The following is a 15,453-nucleotide window of genomic DNA, read 5'->3' on the forward strand; positions in this document are numbered from 1 at the left end:
GCGCAGTCCTTCTGCCCCCGCCCAAAAGTCCTCCATCGGGATAAATTTGGGTCGGGGCCAAATTCTCCCTTGCCGACCTCCCCAACCGCTGCTAGTTGCCCGCCTCACCCGCCGAGAGGGACTTCCTCCGGCCGCCAGAGCGGGCGTAGCTCAGGGGTAGAGCACAACCTTGCCAAGGTTGGGGTCGAGGGTTCGAATCCCTTCGCCCGCTCCAGATTTTCGAAGATTTTAGCAGCGTATTTCGCGGTAATACTCGGGGTTCGATGTCCCGGGATTGCTGTCAAGGATATCCGTGCGCCGGATGTGAAAGAAGCCAGCCGCAGATTCCTCCGCGAGGCGCTCCCTTCGGTATTCAGCCTTATGCCTTCCCGCCCGGCGGGGTTTTCTCCAAGTGCAAGGTTTTGACTGGCGAAGAACGCCGCCACGGGACCTGCGCTGATCGCTTGCTTGGCCCGGTAAGCGCCTCCCGTCCCTGTGAGAACAGGACGCTACCCTATGCAAATACTATGAAGATCGCCGCTTCTCGATCTCGATAAGAAATGGCGACCGGTCATATCTGCAACCCCTCACGAATCGCCGCAGCCGGGTGGCGTGTATTTGGGGAAGATCGGACATGACCAGAACCGCAGCATTTGAGTGCCTGCCCAGCCGTTCGGCCGCGCCAGCGCCGGGGGAAGGAGCGTGATGATGCAGGACCTGCTCTGGATTGGCGCACTGGCCGGGCTGCTGGCGGCAACGCTGGCTTATGTCCGCCTGTGCGATCAGGCGTGAGGGGGGCGGGGATGACGCTTGACCTCACTCTCGCGGCGATCACGGCGATCGGCCTTCTTCTGTATCTGGTGGCGGTGCTCATTCGCCCCGAACGCTTCTGACGAGGAGCCCGGACCATGACTATCCAGGGCTGGATCCTGATATTCGCTTTCGTGGGCATATTGCTGGCGCTGACCAAGCCGATGGGCCTCTGGCTGTTCGCGCTCTATGAAGGCCGCCGGACGCCCCTTCATGCCGTGCTCGGGCCGATCGAAACCGGCTTCTACAAGCTGTCCGGCATCAATCCCGACGAGGAGCAGAGCTGGCGCCGTTATGCGGCGCATATGCTGCTGTTCAACTTCGCGGGATTGATCTTCACCTATGCCGTATTGCGGTTGCAGGGGGTGCTGCCACTCAACGGCCTTGGCTACGCAGGGATTGGCGCCGATGGCGCGTTCAACACCGCGATCAGCTTTGCCACCAACACCAATTGGCAATGGTATTCGGGCGAGGCGGCCATGTCCAACCTTTCCCAGATGCTGGGGCTGACGCTGCACAATTTCCTGTCAGCGGCGACTGGCATCGCGCTTGCCTTCGCCTTTTTCCGCGGGTTCGCCCGGCGCGAGGCAGCAAGCATCGGCAATTTCTGGGCGGACGTGACCCGCGTCATCCTCTACCTACTGCTGCCGATCAGCCTGGTTTACGGCGTTTACTTGGTCGCTTCGGGCGTGCCGCAAACCATGGCCGCTTCGGTCAATGTGACCACGCTGGAAGGCGCAAAGCAGGTTATCGCGCTTGGCCCGGTTGCCTCCCAGGAAGCGATCAAGATGCTGGGCACGAATGGCGGCGGCTTTTTCAATGCGAATTCGGCGCACCCGTTCGAAAATCCGACCGCGCTCACCAACCTGATCCAGATGCTGTCCATATTCGTGATCGGCTTCGGTCTTACCTGGTGCTTCGGCAAGGCCGTTGGCAACACCCGGCAGGGCTGGGCGATATTGTCGGCCATGACGTTTTTGTTCCTCCTGGGCGTGGCCGTCACTTACTGGCAGGAGGCGGCGGGCAATCCCGTTCTTCACAATCTTGGTGTTGCCGGTGGCAATATGGAGGGCAAGGAAGTCCGGTTCGGCATCGCCGCCTCCGCCCTTTTCTCGGTCGTCACCACGGCGGCGAGCTGCGGCGCGGTCAACGCCATGCATGACAGTTTCACCGCGCTGGGCGGCATGATCCCCTTGTTCAACATACAGCTGGGGGAAGTCGTCATCGGCGGCGTCGGCGCGGGCATATACGGGTTCCTGCTGTTCGCCATCCTCGCCGTGTTCATCGCGGGGCTGATGGTCGGCAGGACACCGGAATATGTCGGCAAGAAGATCGAGGCGCGGGAGGTGAAGCTGGCGGTGCTCGCCATCGCCATCCTGCCGCTCTGCATCCTCGGCCTGACGGCGGTCAGCGCGGTGTTGCCTGCCGGACTAGCCGGGCCGCTCAACAAGGGACCGCACGGATTTAGCGAAATCCTCTACGCCTATACTTCGGCCACCGGCAATAACGGGTCCGCCTTTGCCGGGCTGACGGCGGGCACGCCCTTTTACAACGCGCTGTTGGGCGTGGCGATGTGGCTGGGGCGCTTCTTCGTCATCGTGCCCATGTTGGCAATCGCGGGCAGCCTCGCCGCGAAGAGGCATACGCCCGAGAGCGCCGGGTCTTTTCCCACGACCGGCGGCCTTTGGGTCGGGCTGCTCGTCGGGATCATCCTGATCGTGGGCGGTCTCACTTTCCTGCCGAGCCTCGCGCTTGGTCCCATCGCCGATCATCTCGCCATGATCCGCGGGCAACTTTTCTAAAAGGGGGGCGCCCAATGGCTCGCGCAACCAGCAAATCCCTGTTCACCGCCGAGTTGATCGCACCCGCGATCCGCGACGCCTTTTTCAAGCTTCATCCCAGGCAACTGATCCGCAACCCGGTGATGTTCGTGACGGCAAGCGTCGCCTTGCTGCTGACGATCCTGCTCGTCATCGGCACCGATACCCTGGGCGTTGGTTTCAAGCTTCAACTCGTCATATGGCTGTGGCTGACGGTGTTGTTCGGCACCTTTGCCGAGGCGCTGGCCGAAGGGCGCGGCAAGGCGCAGGCCGCGTCTCTCCGCGCCACCAAGGCGGAGCTGGTCGCTCGGCGCGAGAAGAACGGCCGGGTCGAGGAAATCCCCGCCAGCCAGTTGCGCGCAGGCGACATCGTGCTGGTCACCACCGGAGACCTGATCCCCGCAGATGGCGAAGTGGTCGAGGGCGTCGCTTCCGTCAATGAATCCGCGATAACGGGGGAATCCGCGCCAGTGATCCGCGAGGCGGGCGGCGATCGCTCGGCCGTGACGGCGGGCACCCGCGTCATTTCCGACGAGATCAGGGTCAGGGTGACCGTCGATCCCGGGCAGGGCTTTCTCGACCGGATGATCGCCCTGGTCGAGGGTGCGGAGCGGCAGAAGACGCCGAACGAGATTGCGCTCACCATCCTGCTGGTCGGCCTTACCATCATATTCCTGATCGCGGTCGGCACTGTTCCGGGCTTTGCCAGCTATGCCGGCGGGGCGATCCCCGTGGCCATTCTCGCGGCGCTGCTCATCACGCTCATTCCCACCACCATCGCCGCCCTGCTGTCGGCCATCGGTATTGCGGGCATGGACCGGCTGGTGCGCTTCAATGTGCTGGCCAAGTCGGGCCGGGCGGTGGAGGCGGCGGGGGACATCGACGTGCTGCTGCTCGACAAGACCGGGACGATCACCATCGGCGACCGGCAGGCGTCCGAATTCCGGACGGTGGGCGGCGCGCAGCCGGGCCAGCTGGCCGAAGCCGCCCTGCTCGCCAGCCTGGCCGACGAAACGCCGGAGGGTCGCTCCATCGTGGTACTGGCGCGCGAGAAATTCGGCGTCGGGACAGCGTCCCTGCCCTGGGATGCGGAGGTTATCTCCTTCACCGCCCAGACGCGCATCTCCGGCGTCAGTGTGGGCGGAACGTTGATCCAGAAAGGCGCTGTGGACTCGATCCTGAAGGCCAATCCCGGTCTAGACGAAACCGCCGCAGCGACCGAACTGCGGCGCATCACCGACGAAATAGCCCGGGCAGGCATGACCCCGCTGGCGGTTGCGCAGGACGGTCGGCTGCTGGGCGCCATCGCGCTCAAGGACATCGTGAAGGCTGGCATCCGGGAGCGGTTCGCGGAGCTTCGCCGCATGGGCATCCGCACCGTTATGATCACGGGCGACAATCCGCTGACCGCCGCCGCCATCGCGGCCGAGGCGGGCGTGGACGACTTCCTCGCGCAGGCGACGCCGGAGGACAAGCTGGACCTTATCCGCAGGGAGCAGCAAGGGGGCAAGCTGGTGGCGATGTGCGGCGACGGCACCAACGACGCGCCCGCGCTGGCGCAGGCCGATGTCGGCGTTGCGATGAACACCGGCACGCAGGCCGCGCGCGAGGCGGGCAATATGGTGGACCTGGACAGCGATCCGACCAAGCTGATCGAGGTGGTGGGTCTGGGCAAGCAGATGCTGATGACGCGCGGGGCGCTCACCACCTTCTCCGTCGCCAATGACGTGGCCAAATATTTCGCGATCATCCCGGCGATGTTCGTCGCGCTCTATCCGGGCCTCGGCGTCCTCAACGTCATGGGGCTATCCACGCCGCAAAGCGCGATCCTGTCCGCCATCATCTTCAACGCGCTCATCATCCCCCTGCTCGTGCCGCTGGCGCTGAAAGGCGTGACGTATCGGCCGATGGGTGCTGGCCCGCTGCTGGCGCGCAACCTTGCGATCTACGGCCTTGGCGGGCTGGTGGCGCCGTTCATCGGCATCAAGATCATCGACATGATCGTCGGCGGCCTCGACCTCGCGTAAAGGAACATATGATGGGCAAGGACATCCTTTCTTCGCTGCGTCCGGCGATCGTCATGACGATCCTGTTCGCCATTCTGCTCGGGATCGCCTATCCTCTCGCCATGACGGGTATTGGACAAGCGATCTTCCCCCGCGCCGCCAATGGCAGCCTGATCCTCGATGACAGGGGTCAGGTGATAGGATCGACCCTGATCGGACAAGCCTTCACCGCCGACCGCTATTTCCAGACGCGTCCTTCGGCGGCGGGCAAGGGCTATGACGGCCTCGCCTCCGCTGGTTCCAACCTTGGCCCGACCTCCAAAGCACTGGCGGATCGGGTGAAGGCCGATGTCGAAAAGCGGCGCGCCGAGGGTGTTGCCGGACCAGTTCCGGCCGATCTGGTCACGACCAGCGGCTCCGGCCTCGATCCCGACCTGTCGCCTGCTTCCGCCATGGCGCAGGCGTCCCGTGTCGCCCGCGTTCGCGCGCTTGACGAACGGCGGGTGCGCGATCTCGTCAGCCGCAATGTCGAACGCCCATTGCTGGGCTTTCTGGGTGAGGCGTGCGTCAATGTGCTGGCGCTGAACCTGCAGCTTGACCAGCTGGGCGGCGGCGCGCGTTGAACGAGCGGGAACGGCCTGCCCCGGAAGCCTTTCTGCGCGCCGCCGCGCAGGAGGGGCGAGGCAGGCTGAAGATATTTCTCGGCGCGGCGCCCGGCGTCGGCAAGACTTATGAAATGCTGGTGCAGGGCGCGGCTCGGCAGAAGGCGGGCGTCGATGTCGTCGTCGGTGTCGTCGAGACCCATGGCCGTGTCGAAACGCAGGCACTAACGCAGGCACTGGAAATCCTCCCGCGCCGATCCATCGACTATCAGGGCCATGTCCTGACCGAGATGGACATCGACGGCCTGCTGGAGCGCCGACCGGCGCTGGCGCTCGTCGATGAACTGGCCCACACCAATGCGCCGGAAAGCCGTCATCCCAAGCGGTGGCAGGATGTCGAGGAACTGCTTGACGCCGGGATCGACGTCTATTCGACACTCAACATCCAGCATGTGGAGAGCCTGAACGACGTCGTTGCCTCCTTCACCCGCGTGCGCGTGCGCGAAACCGTTCCCGACGGCATTCTGGAACAGGCAGAGATTGAGGTCGTGGACATTCCGCCCGCCGAACTGATCGAGCGGCTGAAAGAGGGGAAGGTCTATCTTCCGCAGGAGGCGACCCGCGCCCTTGCCCATTTCTTTTCCAAGACCAATCTGTCGGCGCTGCGCGAACTGGCGCTGCGCCGGGCCGCGCAGGCTGTCGATACGCAGATGCTGGAGGATCTTCGGGCTCAGGCGCTCGGCGGCACATGGGCGGGCAGCGAACGCATATTGGTTGCCGTCAGCGAATTGCCCGGCGCCGAGACGCTGGTGCGCGCGGCCAAGCGCATATCCGACGCCGCCCGCGCGCCTTGGAGCGCGGTCCATATCGAAACACCCCGCGCGCAATATTTCGGCGAGCCGGAAATGCGCCGGATTGCCTCTGCGCTCAACCTGGCATCCAGTCTGGGCGCGACGGTCGCCACGGTGCCCGCCTCCACGGTGTTCGAGGGCCTGAAAAGCTACGCCGATGAGGCGCGCGCGACCCAGCTGGTCGTCGGCAAATCCATTCGATCGCGCTGGTTCGAGTTCCGGCACGGCTCGATCGTTGATCGGCTGGTGCGGGAAACGCCGGGCGTGGCGGTCCATGTCTTGCCGCTGGATGAAAGCGCCCCCGCCAGTCCTGCGCGCACACGCCCATTGAACCATTGGGGCAAGCCCGCGGGATATCTCTGGACCGCGCTACTGGTCGTTGGCGTGACCGCCCTTGGATCGGCCCTTTTCCACATCCTCAACCTGGGCAATGTTGGCCTCCTTTATCTGCTGCCGGTCATGGTCGCCGCCAGCCTGTTCGGCCTGCGCACCGGGCTGTTTGCCGGGATCATGTCCAGCCTTGCCTATAATTTCTTCTTCCTGCCACCCACCGGCACGCTGACGATCAGCAATCCGGAAAATGTCATTTCCATCTTCGTCCTGCTGGGCGTGGCGATCGTGACCAGCCAGTTGACCTCGCGCGTTCGATCGCAGGCGGACCTCGCCGCTTCCAGCGCGCGGACCAACGCCGCGCTCGCTGGCTATCTGCGGCAACTGACGGCGCTCGGCGACCGGGAGGAAGTGGGGCGAACCGCCTGCCAGGAAATCGGACGCCTACTCAAACTCCGCGTGCTGATCCTGGAACGGCATCGAACGGGCTTGGTCGTCCAGGCGGCGAGTGAACCGGGCATCAATGTGGAAACGATGGAACTGGCCGCCGCGCAGTGGGTGCTGGACACCGGCCAACCCGCCGGGCGTGGCACGGGCAGCCTTGCGGCATCGGACTGGCAGTTTCAGCCGCTGCGCGCGGGAGAGCATATTCTGGCGGTCATGGGCCTTGCGCGCGACGACGGCAGCGATCCTATCCGTTCGGACCAGCTTCCGCTGCTCACCAGCCTGCTGGACCAGACTTCGCTCGCGCTCGAACGGCTGCGCCTGGAAAGCGAGATGCGCGATGTCGACAAGGTGCGCGAGCGCGACCGGCTCCGCGCCGCGCTGCTATCCTCCGTCAGCCATGACCTGCGCACACCGCTGACGGCGATCCTGGGCGCGGCGGCCGAATTGCGCCAGCGCAACGGCGATCCCCTGCTCGACACGATCGAGAGCGAGGCCGTGCGGCTCAATCGCTTCGTGGCGAATCTGCTCGACATGGCGCGGGTAGAGGCGGGAGCGCTGCGCCTGCATATCGAGCCGGTCGACCTGACCGACGCCGTGGGCGGGGCAGTCCATGACACGCGCCGATCGCTGGAGGGGCATCCGATCCAGCTTGACGTCCCACCTGACCTGCCGCTCGTCAATGTCGATGCCCAGCTTTTCCACCATTGCCTGCTCAATCTGCTCGACAATGCCGGGCGCTATGGCGACCCCGGCACAGCAATCACGATCCGCGCCGAACTTTCCGGCCGCGAACTCATCCTGTCGGTGCTGGACGAAGGGCCGGGACTTCCCACCGGACAGGAGAAGGAGGTATTCGAGACGTTCAAGCGGCTGGAGGGGTCCGATCGGTCGGTCAGCGGCACCGGTCTTGGCCTCGCCATCGTGAAGGGTTTCGCCGAGGCGATGGGCATGAATGTGGATGCGGGCAATCGGCCAGATGGCAAAGGCGCCCGGTTCAGCCTGCATTTTCCTGAATCCCTCCTCACCCGCGCTAGCGAGCAGGACCAGCATATATGAGCAGCCAGCGGATTCTCGTCGTAGACGATGAGGTGCATATCCGGCGTCTGTTGCACGGTACGTTGACGCGCGCAGGCTATGACGTCGCCGAAGCGGTGAACGCGGCACAAGCGCTGGACGAAGCCCGGCGGACTAAACCCGATGCCATCCTCCTCGACCTGGGCTTGCCCGACCGCGACGGGTTGGAGATTGTCCAGTTGCTCAAGGCGGCGGTAGCCGCGCCCATCATCGTCGTGTCTGCCCGCGAAGCGACCGAGCAAAAGGTCGCCGCACTCGATCTGGGCGCGCATGACTATGTCACCAAGCCCTTCGATAGCGAGGAAGTGCTCGCGCGCCTTCGTGCCGCGCTGCGCGAGCGTGTGGCGGCGCAGGGGGCCGCGCCCGTCGTCCAGTCCGGCCCCGTGGAAATCGACCTCGCCAATCGGCGCATCATGCGTGACGGCGAGGAAGTGCATCTGACCCGCAAGGAGTTTGAGGTCCTCACCCAGTTGGCAATGCACCCCGGCCGCGTCGTAACGCATCAGCGAATTCTGGCAGCCGCCTGGCCGCACGATCATGATCGCCGGATCGACTATCTGCGAATCGTCGTGCGCAATTTGAGGCAGAAGCTGGAAAAGGACCCCGCGCGACCGTCCATGATCGTCAATGAACTTGGCATCGGCTATCGACTGATGGCGGACTAGAGCGCGCTGCGTTAAATCGGACGCAAGTCGCGCGCTCTAGTTATTTGTTGTCGCATCGTTTTTGCGCAAAACCGGTTCCCACTTTTGCGCACGATGCTCTAGGCCCGCCCCGCCCTCCGCCCTGCAAATGCTATGATAATACTATGGCGATCGGAGATCCGGCCGCTCGAAAGCATATGCGCCCATCCGTAAGTCTCATGCCGCCACGATGGAGGGCGACATGCAGGCCAGGAAAACAAGCTTACAACAGGATATGGGCCTGCGACTGGCCGGAATTTCCCTGATTGGCGCGAGCTGGTTCGGCGTCAGGCTTCTGTCCCGGGTGGTGAATCTTCCGCCGGAACATGAGGCGACCATGGCAGAAATGGGTGTGGCGGCGGCGAGCTTCCTCGGCGCAACGAGCGGGGTCGCATTGTCGGTGATCGGGGCGCATATCTTCGACCCCGTTCCACTATCGGCTCTCTGGGTCAGCGCTCCGGATCATCATGTAAAGAATGAGCGACGGCGCGCCGCGCTTTTCCCGTCCCGATCGACGCAGAGACGTACCGATGGCCGCATCTCATCGAAAACTACCTCTGCAAACTCACAGAGTTCACACGCGTCACCATAATTCCGGGCAATTCGCGAGAATAAATCTTTATTTTCAGTGAGTTAGTGGTGCCCGGGGACGGAGTCGAACCGCCGACACTGCGATTTTCAGTCGCATGCTCTACCAACTGAGCTACCCGGGCACGAGCGCCGGGGAGGACCACCGGCGGCGTTGAGAGGCGTGCCTATAGGCATCAATCCGGGGGGTTGTCCACCCCATCATCGTCGCTTTTTTTCATCTCGTCGGCGGCGAGGGTTCCGGGGACGCGATAGCCTTCGCCCAGCCATTGCAGCAGGTCACGGTCACGGCAGGCCTTTCCGCAGAAGGGCCGCGTGTCGGGATGCGCTGGCTGGCCGCAGATCGGGCAGGAGGATGATTTAGGCGACATGGCCCGCCGATATGGCAAGTGCCGGGTCAGCCTTCAAGCTGACGGCGCCGCCGCGTCGGCGAGCGAGCTGTTCCAGCCAATCGGTCGCCTTGTACAGGCGGTCAATGATGGGGGGCGCGGCGGTGATCGTCACCGGCCCGCCATTGCCTTCCCTTTCGGCACGGCGGAGCAATGCGAGAGCCGCCGTTTCGATCGGATCAGCCCGCAACAACTCCATGAGGTTCATCCGCTCGCGGCGGCGGATGACCTGGACGAAGCCGAAGCCGTTCACCGCCGTGCGTTCGAAGGGAAGCGGCAGATATTTATCGATCTGCGCGGAGGCGACGGCGCGCTCATCCTTGTTGTTCATGGTGGGCAGATCGATACCGATCGATCCGGTCAGGCCCATGCGACGGATCGACTGCGCCGCCAGTTTCGCGCCCTTGGGGCCGAGCTTCGCGGGCGGCAGCGATCCGTCTACGTCGATCAGGATCATCGCGGGCGTCGGAAAGATGCGGAGCGCCGCTTCCTCCGTGCCGATCTCGCCCGACATCGCCTCTTCCATGAGTTCGCTCCAGCCATGGGCTTCGAAGCGATCCTCGCCATGGGCCGGGCAGGGGGTGATGGGCAGACCCGTGGCGCGCAGGCGCTGGAGGAGGCTGGGAGCCGGATGCACCTTGGAGCCCGGCTGGGCGATGCGGCCCTTGGCCAGCTTGGGGCGACCTTCCTCCGGGATGGCTTCGCGCAGGATTTCGAGGAGGACGGTCGCGCCCTCTGCGGTTTTTGGCGGGATGGGTTCGACCAGCACTTCCTCGCCCGAGATCAGGCGGGCGATGCCGCGCTTCTTGGGGATGATGGTCCGGACGAGCTTACCCTGCATGATAGCACCGGCGCGGGCGCCATCGCCCTCACGCTCGATCTGTGCCTCGACCAAACGGCCCTTTTCGATCAACGCGGCGCGGGCCTCGCCAATCCCTTCTTCATAGAGCCATTCGGCCATAATATATTCCTGTTGGTCGGGATTGCCGAGCCGGGAAATGTGCCATTTCCCTTGCCATCCCTCTAGTCCAATGGGTAGCCCGCTGCCTTCAGCAGCGCGCGGGTTTCGTAAAGGGGCAGGCCCATGATCGCGCTATGGCTGCCCTGTATCGCGCGGATCAGCCCGGCGGCACGGCCCTGAATCGCATAGCCGCCTGCCTTGCCGTGCCATTCTTCGCTGGCGATATAGGCGTCGATCTCGGCGCGCTCCAGACGTTTGAAGATAACGATATTGGTGGAAAGGCGATGCCTTGCCCTGCCCTCGCCATCGATGAGCGTGATAGCGCTCAGCACGCGGTGACGGCGGCCGGAGAGCAGCGAAAGACAGGCTCGCGCTTCACCCTCCGTCTCTGCCTTGGGCAGGATGCGGCGGCCTGCCGCGACGACCGTATCGCCTGACAGCACCAGCGCGCCGGGATGGCGGGCGGCCACCAGCGCAGCCTTTTCAGCGGCCACGCGCGCAGCATAGGTCGCTGGCAATTCGCCTTTCAAAGGGGTTTCATCAAGATCGGCGGGGTCCACAGCGTCGGGACGCACGCCGATCTGACCCAGAAGTTCACACCGTCTGGGAGAAGCCGAAGCAAGGATGAGCCGCATCGAAAAAGCGGCTTATTTGAAGCGGTAAGTGATCCGACCCTTGGTCAGGTCGTAGGGGGTCAGTTCGACCAACACTTCGTCGCCCACCAGCACGCGAATGCGGTTTTTCCGCATCTTGCCCGCCGTGTGGCCAAGGATCTCGTGATCATTTTCAAGCCGGACGCGGAACATGGCGTTGGGGAGAAGCTCCACAACCTGTCCGCGCATTTCAAGCAGTTCTTCTTTTGCCATAATATCCTGGGGAAACCAAAAATCGCGCCGCCATAGCGGCAAAATGCGGAAAATGAAAGTCAGGCTGACACGCCAAATACATCGCCCGCGTCAGACAAGGCCGCAAAGATGTGATCCAGCTGATCCACATCCGTACAAAAGGGCGGCATCAGGTAGATGCTGTTGCCCAAAGGACGCACCAATATGCCCCGATCAAGGAAGAAGGCGCGCAGGCGCGGCGCAAGGTCGGACAGATAACCGGCGTCCTGCGCGATCAGGTCAATCGCCACGATCGTGCCAAGCTGCCGGGCATTTTCGAAGGCGGGATGAAGCGCCAGCTTGCCGAGTCGCTCCGCCATATTCTGTTCGAGCGCGGCGATGCGGCCGAGCACATCCTCTTCGCGCCAGATGGCGATGTTGGCCGCGGCCGCCGCGCAGGAGATGGCATTCGCTGTGTAGCTGGACGAATGGTAGAAAAGCCGCGCCCGGTCCTGCGACTTGTGCGCATCAAAAATGCGCGCCGTGGCTAGTGTCGCCGCGAGGGGGACGGAGCCGCCGGTGATCCCTTTGGCGACGGCCATGATGTCCGGCACGACGCCCGCCTGCTCGCAAGCGAAGACTGTGCCGGTGCGGCCCCAGCCGGTCATTACTTCGTCGGCAATGAAGAGAACATCATGTCGGGCGCAGATTTCCGCCATCTGCCGCAAAATGGCAGGCGGGTAGATCAGCATCCCGCCAGCACCCAGCACCAAAGGTTCAACGATGAACGCCGCCGGATGCTCCTTGCAAGCCGCTTCCAGCGCGTCGAGCGTCTGTTGCTCCGTTCCCGGCGCAGGGAAGGGAATGGTGCCAACGTCGAACAGCAAGGGCGTCCATGCGGCATTGTAGACGCCGCGCTCGCCGACCGACATCGTGCCGATCGTGTCGCCATGATAGCCATGTTCGAGGACAAGGATGCGATGCCGGGACGCGGACAAACCATCCAGCGCACGATTGTGCCAGTAGCCGAGCGCCATCTTCAGCGCGACTTCGACGGAGGTCGATCCGCTGTCGGAATAGAAGACATGGGCGAGCGGGTCGCGCCCTTCCGCGCGGGGGGCGAGTTCGATCAGGCCGCGCGCAACCTCTTCGGCAGGCTCATGCGTGTAATTTGCAAAGATCAGCTGGTCAAGCTGCCCGGCCTGCTGAGCGATGGCAGCGGCGATGCGGGGGTGACAGTGGCCATGCGTCGTCACCCACCAACTGGAGATGGCGTCGATCAACGTGCCGCCGTCTGCCAGATGCAACAGGGCGCCTTCCGCACGAACGACATGCGGGATGGGTTCGTTGAGGCCGTGCTGGGTGAAGGGGTGCCATATAGGGGAGGTCATGGCGAGACGCTTAGAATAGCCCAAGCGTCAGGCCAAGCACCCTCCCCTATATTATGGCGCTCCCGCTTACTTGGCCGGGGTGGCCGGGGCAGCAGGGGCGGCTGGCGTCGCCGGGGTGGCGGGAGCAGCCGGTGCCGCGGCCTGGATACGCTGCTGCAACGCCGGGTCGGCGGCGGCGGCCTGGCCGATCTCATTGAACTTTTCTGGAGCGATGCCCGATGCCTGCAACGCGGCGAGCATCTTGGGCTGCTTTTCCGCATTAGCGATGCTGGTGTCGGACTGAATCTTGGTCACTTCGACCGCAGCAGCCGCAAACAGCTTGATGTCAGCATCGCTAAATTTACCCGCATCGGCCGAAGGCGCCGCCGGAGTGGCAGGCGTCGCGGGCGTAGCCGGAGTTGCGGCGCCCTGAGCCAGAACTGGAGCCGCTGCCAACAAAGCGACCGATGCCATTGCCGTCTTCAAAACCAGTGATGAACGAAAACCCGTCAACATGCTTCTCCTTGCGATTTGATGTCTCAAAGCTGTGGAAGAGCGCACGAGGTTTAAAGAGTGTTCCGGCGAAACGTGAGATTTGAGGGACGACGGCCGGGCGCGGCGCAGCTCATCACTCGCACCATCACGGTTCATCGCAGGGCAGAATCGTTACTGATGCTCATCTTTTCACCAGATTCTCACCCGATCCTGAGGCGCGAGATAGAGCTTGCTGCCGGGCACCGGGTTGAAGGCGGCGTACCATTGATCGAAATTCCGCACGGTATCCGCCCGATATTGCGACGGCGAATGCGGGTCAGTGACCAGCCGCTGGCGCAAGTTGGGCTCGCGATAATTGCGCCGCCATACTTGCGCCCAGCCGAGGAAGAAGCGCTGATCGCCGGTGGTGCCGTCGATCACCGGCGCGGGCTTGCCGCCGAGTGACGCATGATAGGCGTCCAGCGCCACCGCGACGCCTGCCAGATCGCCGATATTCTCGCCCAAGGTAAAGTCGCCCTTCACATGCGCGCCGGGGAAAGGCTCGTAGGCGTCATATTGCTTTATCAGCTTGCCGGTCAAAGCCTTGAAGGCAGCGACATCAGCATCGCTCCACCACTGGTTGAGCTTACCGGTCTCATCATATTTGGCGCCCTGATCGTCGAAATGGTGGCTAAGTTCATGGCCGATTACCGCGCCGATGCCGCCATAATTCACCGCCGGATCGGCATGGGGATCGAAGAAGGGCGGCTGGAGGATGGCGGCCGGGAAGACGATCTCCACCATGGAGAAGTCCGCATAGGCGTTGATCTCCATCGGCGTCATCTGCCATTCCCAACGGTAGATCGGCTTGCCGAGCTTCCCCATCTGATAGTCGAATTCATATTGGTTCGATCGCACCGCGTTGCCGAACAGGTCGCCTGCGATGATCGTAACCCCGCTATAATCCCGCCATTTGTCGGGATAACCGATCTTGGGCGTGAAGGCGGCCAGCTTCTTGTGCGCCCTCGCCTTCGCGCCATCGCTCATCCAGCCGAGGCCGTCGATGCGGCGGCCCATGGCGGCGATCACATTTTTGACGAGCTGGTCCATCGCCGCCTTGGTTTCCGGCGGGAAATAGCGGGCGACATAGATTTTGCCGACTTCCTCGCCCATCGCCTCCTTGACGAAGCTGACGGCGCGTTTCCACCGCTCTTCGCGCTGCGGCGTGCCGGATAGAGTGGTGCCGTAGAAGGCGAAGTCGGCGTCGGCGATCCGGTCGGGGAGGTAAGTGGCGTAGCTGTGCAGACTGCGCAGCAACAGGGCATCTTTCAACACGCCTATCGGGGTTCGCGCGATCAGTGCTGCTTCGCCCGCGATCGCCGTCGGCTGCGCGACGATCAGCGCCTGCGGCTTCAGGCCGTTGGCGGCGAAATAGGCCGAGAAGTTGAAGCCGGGCGCGGCTTTCTGCAAGTCGGCGAGTGTCATGCGGTTGTAGGTCTTGTCCGCGTCCCGGCTGTCGACCTGGGTCCAGTGGACCTTTGCCACTTCCGTTTCGAACACCATCAGGGCAGCGGCGCGCGCCTTTGCGTCGCTCGCGCCCGCCAGTGTCAGCATCTGTTCGAGATGCGCGAGATAGGCGGTACGGATTGCCGCCATCTTCTCGTCGGGCTGTAGATAGAAGTCTCGATCCGGCAGGCCTAGGCCCGATTGGCGCAGGTTCAGGATGTAAGTGTCGGGCGCCTTGTCATCCTGTCCCACATAGAAAGTGAACGGGCCTGCGATACCGGCTCGTGCAGCCTCCGCCGCGAGACGAGCATAGCCTGCCTTGTCCTTCACCGCCGCGATCTTCGCGAGCCAGGGCGTGATGGGGGTCAGGCCCTTCGCTTCCACGGTGGGGGCGTCCAGATAGCTGGCATAGGCGAGACCGATCCGGCTGGCGGGGTCTTTCCTTGCCTCCTCCAATATGCCTCGGGTGCGTTCGCGCGACAGGTCGTCAAGGACGTTGAACGCGCCATAGTTGGACTTGTCGGCAGGGATCGGCGTGGCCTTGGCCCAGCCGCCATTAGCATGAAGGTAGAAATCATCGCCCGGCTTGACGGCCGGGTCCATGCCCTTCTCGTCAAAGCCGTAGCTGCCATAGGTCGGCTTGGCCGATGGCGCCTGGTCAGCCTGCGCGGCGTTGGTCGCGAGCAGCAGAGCGCCAATCGCGGCGCTCATCAAAAGATTTTTCATCGAAGCATCCCTT

General features: G+C 63.5%; 14 protein-coding genes and 2 tRNA genes. 8 read left to right on the plus strand and 8 right to left on the minus strand.

What is annotated here, in order from left to right; genetic code table 11:
• The first annotated feature begins 139 nt into the window (after positions 1-139).
• From ACYU81_RS06555 to ACYU81_RS06590, 8 genes are all read left to right on the plus strand, one after another.
• Positions 140-214: transfer RNA gene (locus ACYU81_RS06555), tRNA-Gly, on the plus strand.
• A 568-nt stretch (positions 215-782) separates the two neighbouring features.
• Positions 783-872, plus strand: a complete 90-nt coding sequence (kdpF, locus tag ACYU81_RS06560) for a K(+)-transporting ATPase subunit F (protein WP_449474375.1) — start codon at positions 783-785, stop codon at positions 870-872.
• A 15-nt stretch (positions 873-887) separates the two neighbouring features.
• A complete protein-coding gene (gene kdpA / locus ACYU81_RS06565) occupies positions 888-2,591 on the plus strand; it encodes a potassium-transporting ATPase subunit KdpA (protein WP_460986926.1) in 1,704 nt (567 codons plus the stop codon).
• Between the two features lie 14 nt (positions 2,592-2,605).
• Positions 2,606-4,636 (plus strand): potassium-transporting ATPase subunit KdpB, encoded by a 2,031-nt coding sequence (gene kdpB, locus ACYU81_RS06570; RefSeq protein ID WP_460986927.1) that lies wholly within the window; start codon positions 2,606-2,608, stop codon positions 4,634-4,636.
• 11 nt (positions 4,637-4,647) lie between these two features.
• Positions 4,648-5,238: a potassium-transporting ATPase subunit KdpC gene (kdpC, locus tag ACYU81_RS06575; protein WP_460986928.1), complete on the plus strand. Its 591-nt coding sequence runs from the start codon at positions 4,648-4,650 to the stop codon at positions 5,236-5,238.
• On the plus strand, positions 5,235-7,901 hold the full coding sequence (locus tag ACYU81_RS06580) for a DUF4118 domain-containing protein (protein WP_460986929.1): 2,667 nt from the start codon (positions 5,235-5,237) through the stop codon (positions 7,899-7,901). The genes kdpC and ACYU81_RS06580 overlap by 4 nt, the downstream gene beginning before the upstream one ends.
• On the plus strand, positions 7,898-8,584 hold the full coding sequence (locus ACYU81_RS06585; protein WP_460986930.1) for a response regulator: 687 nt from the start codon (positions 7,898-7,900) through the stop codon (positions 8,582-8,584). Before ACYU81_RS06580 ends, ACYU81_RS06585 begins: the two co-directional genes overlap by 4 nt.
• Positions 8,585-8,804: 220 nt before the next feature.
• Positions 8,805-9,194 (plus strand): hypothetical protein, encoded by a 390-nt coding sequence (locus ACYU81_RS06590; RefSeq protein ID WP_460986931.1) that lies wholly within the window; start codon positions 8,805-8,807, stop codon positions 9,192-9,194.
• A 45-nt stretch (positions 9,195-9,239) separates the two neighbouring features.
• On the opposite strand, the gene ACYU81_RS06595 is transcribed toward ACYU81_RS06590, so the two are convergent.
• From ACYU81_RS06595 to ACYU81_RS06630, 8 genes are all read right to left on the minus strand, one after another.
• Positions 9,240-9,315 (minus strand) — tRNA-Phe (locus ACYU81_RS06595).
• Positions 9,316-9,366: 51 nt separating this feature from the next.
• Positions 9,367-9,561: a DNA gyrase inhibitor YacG gene (locus ACYU81_RS06600; protein ID WP_449474381.1), complete on the minus strand. Its 195-nt coding sequence runs from the start codon at positions 9,559-9,561 to the stop codon at positions 9,367-9,369.
• The gene (locus tag ACYU81_RS06605; RefSeq protein WP_460986932.1) at positions 9,551-10,540 is read right to left on the minus strand and encodes a ribonuclease; all 990 of its coding nucleotides are present in this window, start codon (positions 10,538-10,540) and stop codon (positions 9,551-9,553) included. The genes ACYU81_RS06600 and ACYU81_RS06605 overlap by 11 nt, the downstream gene beginning before the upstream one ends.
• A 62-nt stretch (positions 10,541-10,602) precedes the next feature.
• Positions 10,603-11,175, minus strand: coding sequence for a Maf family protein (locus ACYU81_RS06610; RefSeq protein ID WP_460986933.1), 573 nt, complete (start codon positions 11,173-11,175; stop codon positions 10,603-10,605).
• Positions 11,176-11,187: 12 nt separating this feature from the next.
• Entirely contained in the window at positions 11,188-11,406 is a 219-nt protein-coding gene (gene infA, locus ACYU81_RS06615; RefSeq protein ID WP_003049127.1) for a translation initiation factor IF-1, read from the minus strand.
• A gap of 59 nt (positions 11,407-11,465) precedes the next feature.
• Positions 11,466-12,755 carry an adenosylmethionine--8-amino-7-oxononanoate transaminase gene (locus ACYU81_RS06620; protein ID WP_460986934.1) on the minus strand — a complete coding sequence of 430 codons (1,290 nt, stop codon included), beginning with the start codon at positions 12,753-12,755 and terminating at the stop codon, positions 11,466-11,468.
• Positions 12,756-12,821: 66 nt separating this feature from the next.
• Positions 12,822-13,250 (minus strand): DUF4168 domain-containing protein, encoded by a 429-nt coding sequence (locus ACYU81_RS06625; RefSeq protein WP_460986935.1) that lies wholly within the window; start codon positions 13,248-13,250, stop codon positions 12,822-12,824.
• Between the two features lie 168 nt (positions 13,251-13,418).
• Positions 13,419-15,440, minus strand: coding sequence for a M13 family metallopeptidase (locus ACYU81_RS06630; protein ID WP_460986936.1), 2,022 nt, complete (start codon positions 15,438-15,440; stop codon positions 13,419-13,421).
• Positions 15,441-15,453 lie beyond the last annotated feature (13 nt).

The organism is Sphingobium sp. TomTYG75, from assembly GCF_054771635.1.

Excerpts from the sequence above, each read along its gene's own strand:
- ACYU81_RS06590 (WP_460986931.1), top strand. The coding sequence starts at position 8,805 with ATGCAGGCCAGGAAAACAAGCTTACAACAGGATATGGGCCTGCGACTG.
- infA (WP_003049127.1), bottom strand. The coding sequence starts at position 11,406 with ATGGCAAAAGAAGAACTGCTTGAAATGCGCGGACAGGTTGTGGAGCTT.
- kdpC (WP_460986928.1), top strand. The coding sequence starts at position 4,648 with ATGGGCAAGGACATCCTTTCTTCGCTGCGTCCGGCGATCGTCATGACG.
- ACYU81_RS06625 (WP_460986935.1), bottom strand. The coding sequence starts at position 13,250 with ATGTTGACGGGTTTTCGTTCATCACTGGTTTTGAAGACGGCAATGGCA.
- kdpB (WP_460986927.1), top strand. The coding sequence starts at position 2,606 with ATGGCTCGCGCAACCAGCAAATCCCTGTTCACCGCCGAGTTGATCGCA.
- ACYU81_RS06630 (WP_460986936.1), bottom strand. The coding sequence starts at position 15,440 with ATGAAAAATCTTTTGATGAGCGCCGCGATTGGCGCTCTGCTGCTCGCG.
- kdpF (WP_449474375.1), top strand. The coding sequence starts at position 783 with ATGACGCTTGACCTCACTCTCGCGGCGATCACGGCGATCGGCCTTCTT.
- ACYU81_RS06585 (WP_460986930.1), top strand. The coding sequence starts at position 7,898 with ATGAGCAGCCAGCGGATTCTCGTCGTAGACGATGAGGTGCATATCCGG.
- kdpA (WP_460986926.1), top strand. The coding sequence starts at position 888 with ATGACTATCCAGGGCTGGATCCTGATATTCGCTTTCGTGGGCATATTG.
- ACYU81_RS06605 (WP_460986932.1), bottom strand. The coding sequence starts at position 10,540 with ATGGCCGAATGGCTCTATGAAGAAGGGATTGGCGAGGCCCGCGCCGCG.
- ACYU81_RS06610 (WP_460986933.1), bottom strand. The coding sequence starts at position 11,175 with ATGCGGCTCATCCTTGCTTCGGCTTCTCCCAGACGGTGTGAACTTCTG.
- ACYU81_RS06620 (WP_460986934.1), bottom strand. The coding sequence starts at position 12,755 with ATGACCTCCCCTATATGGCACCCCTTCACCCAGCACGGCCTCAACGAA.
- ACYU81_RS06600 (WP_449474381.1), bottom strand. The coding sequence starts at position 9,561 with ATGTCGCCTAAATCATCCTCCTGCCCGATCTGCGGCCAGCCAGCGCAT.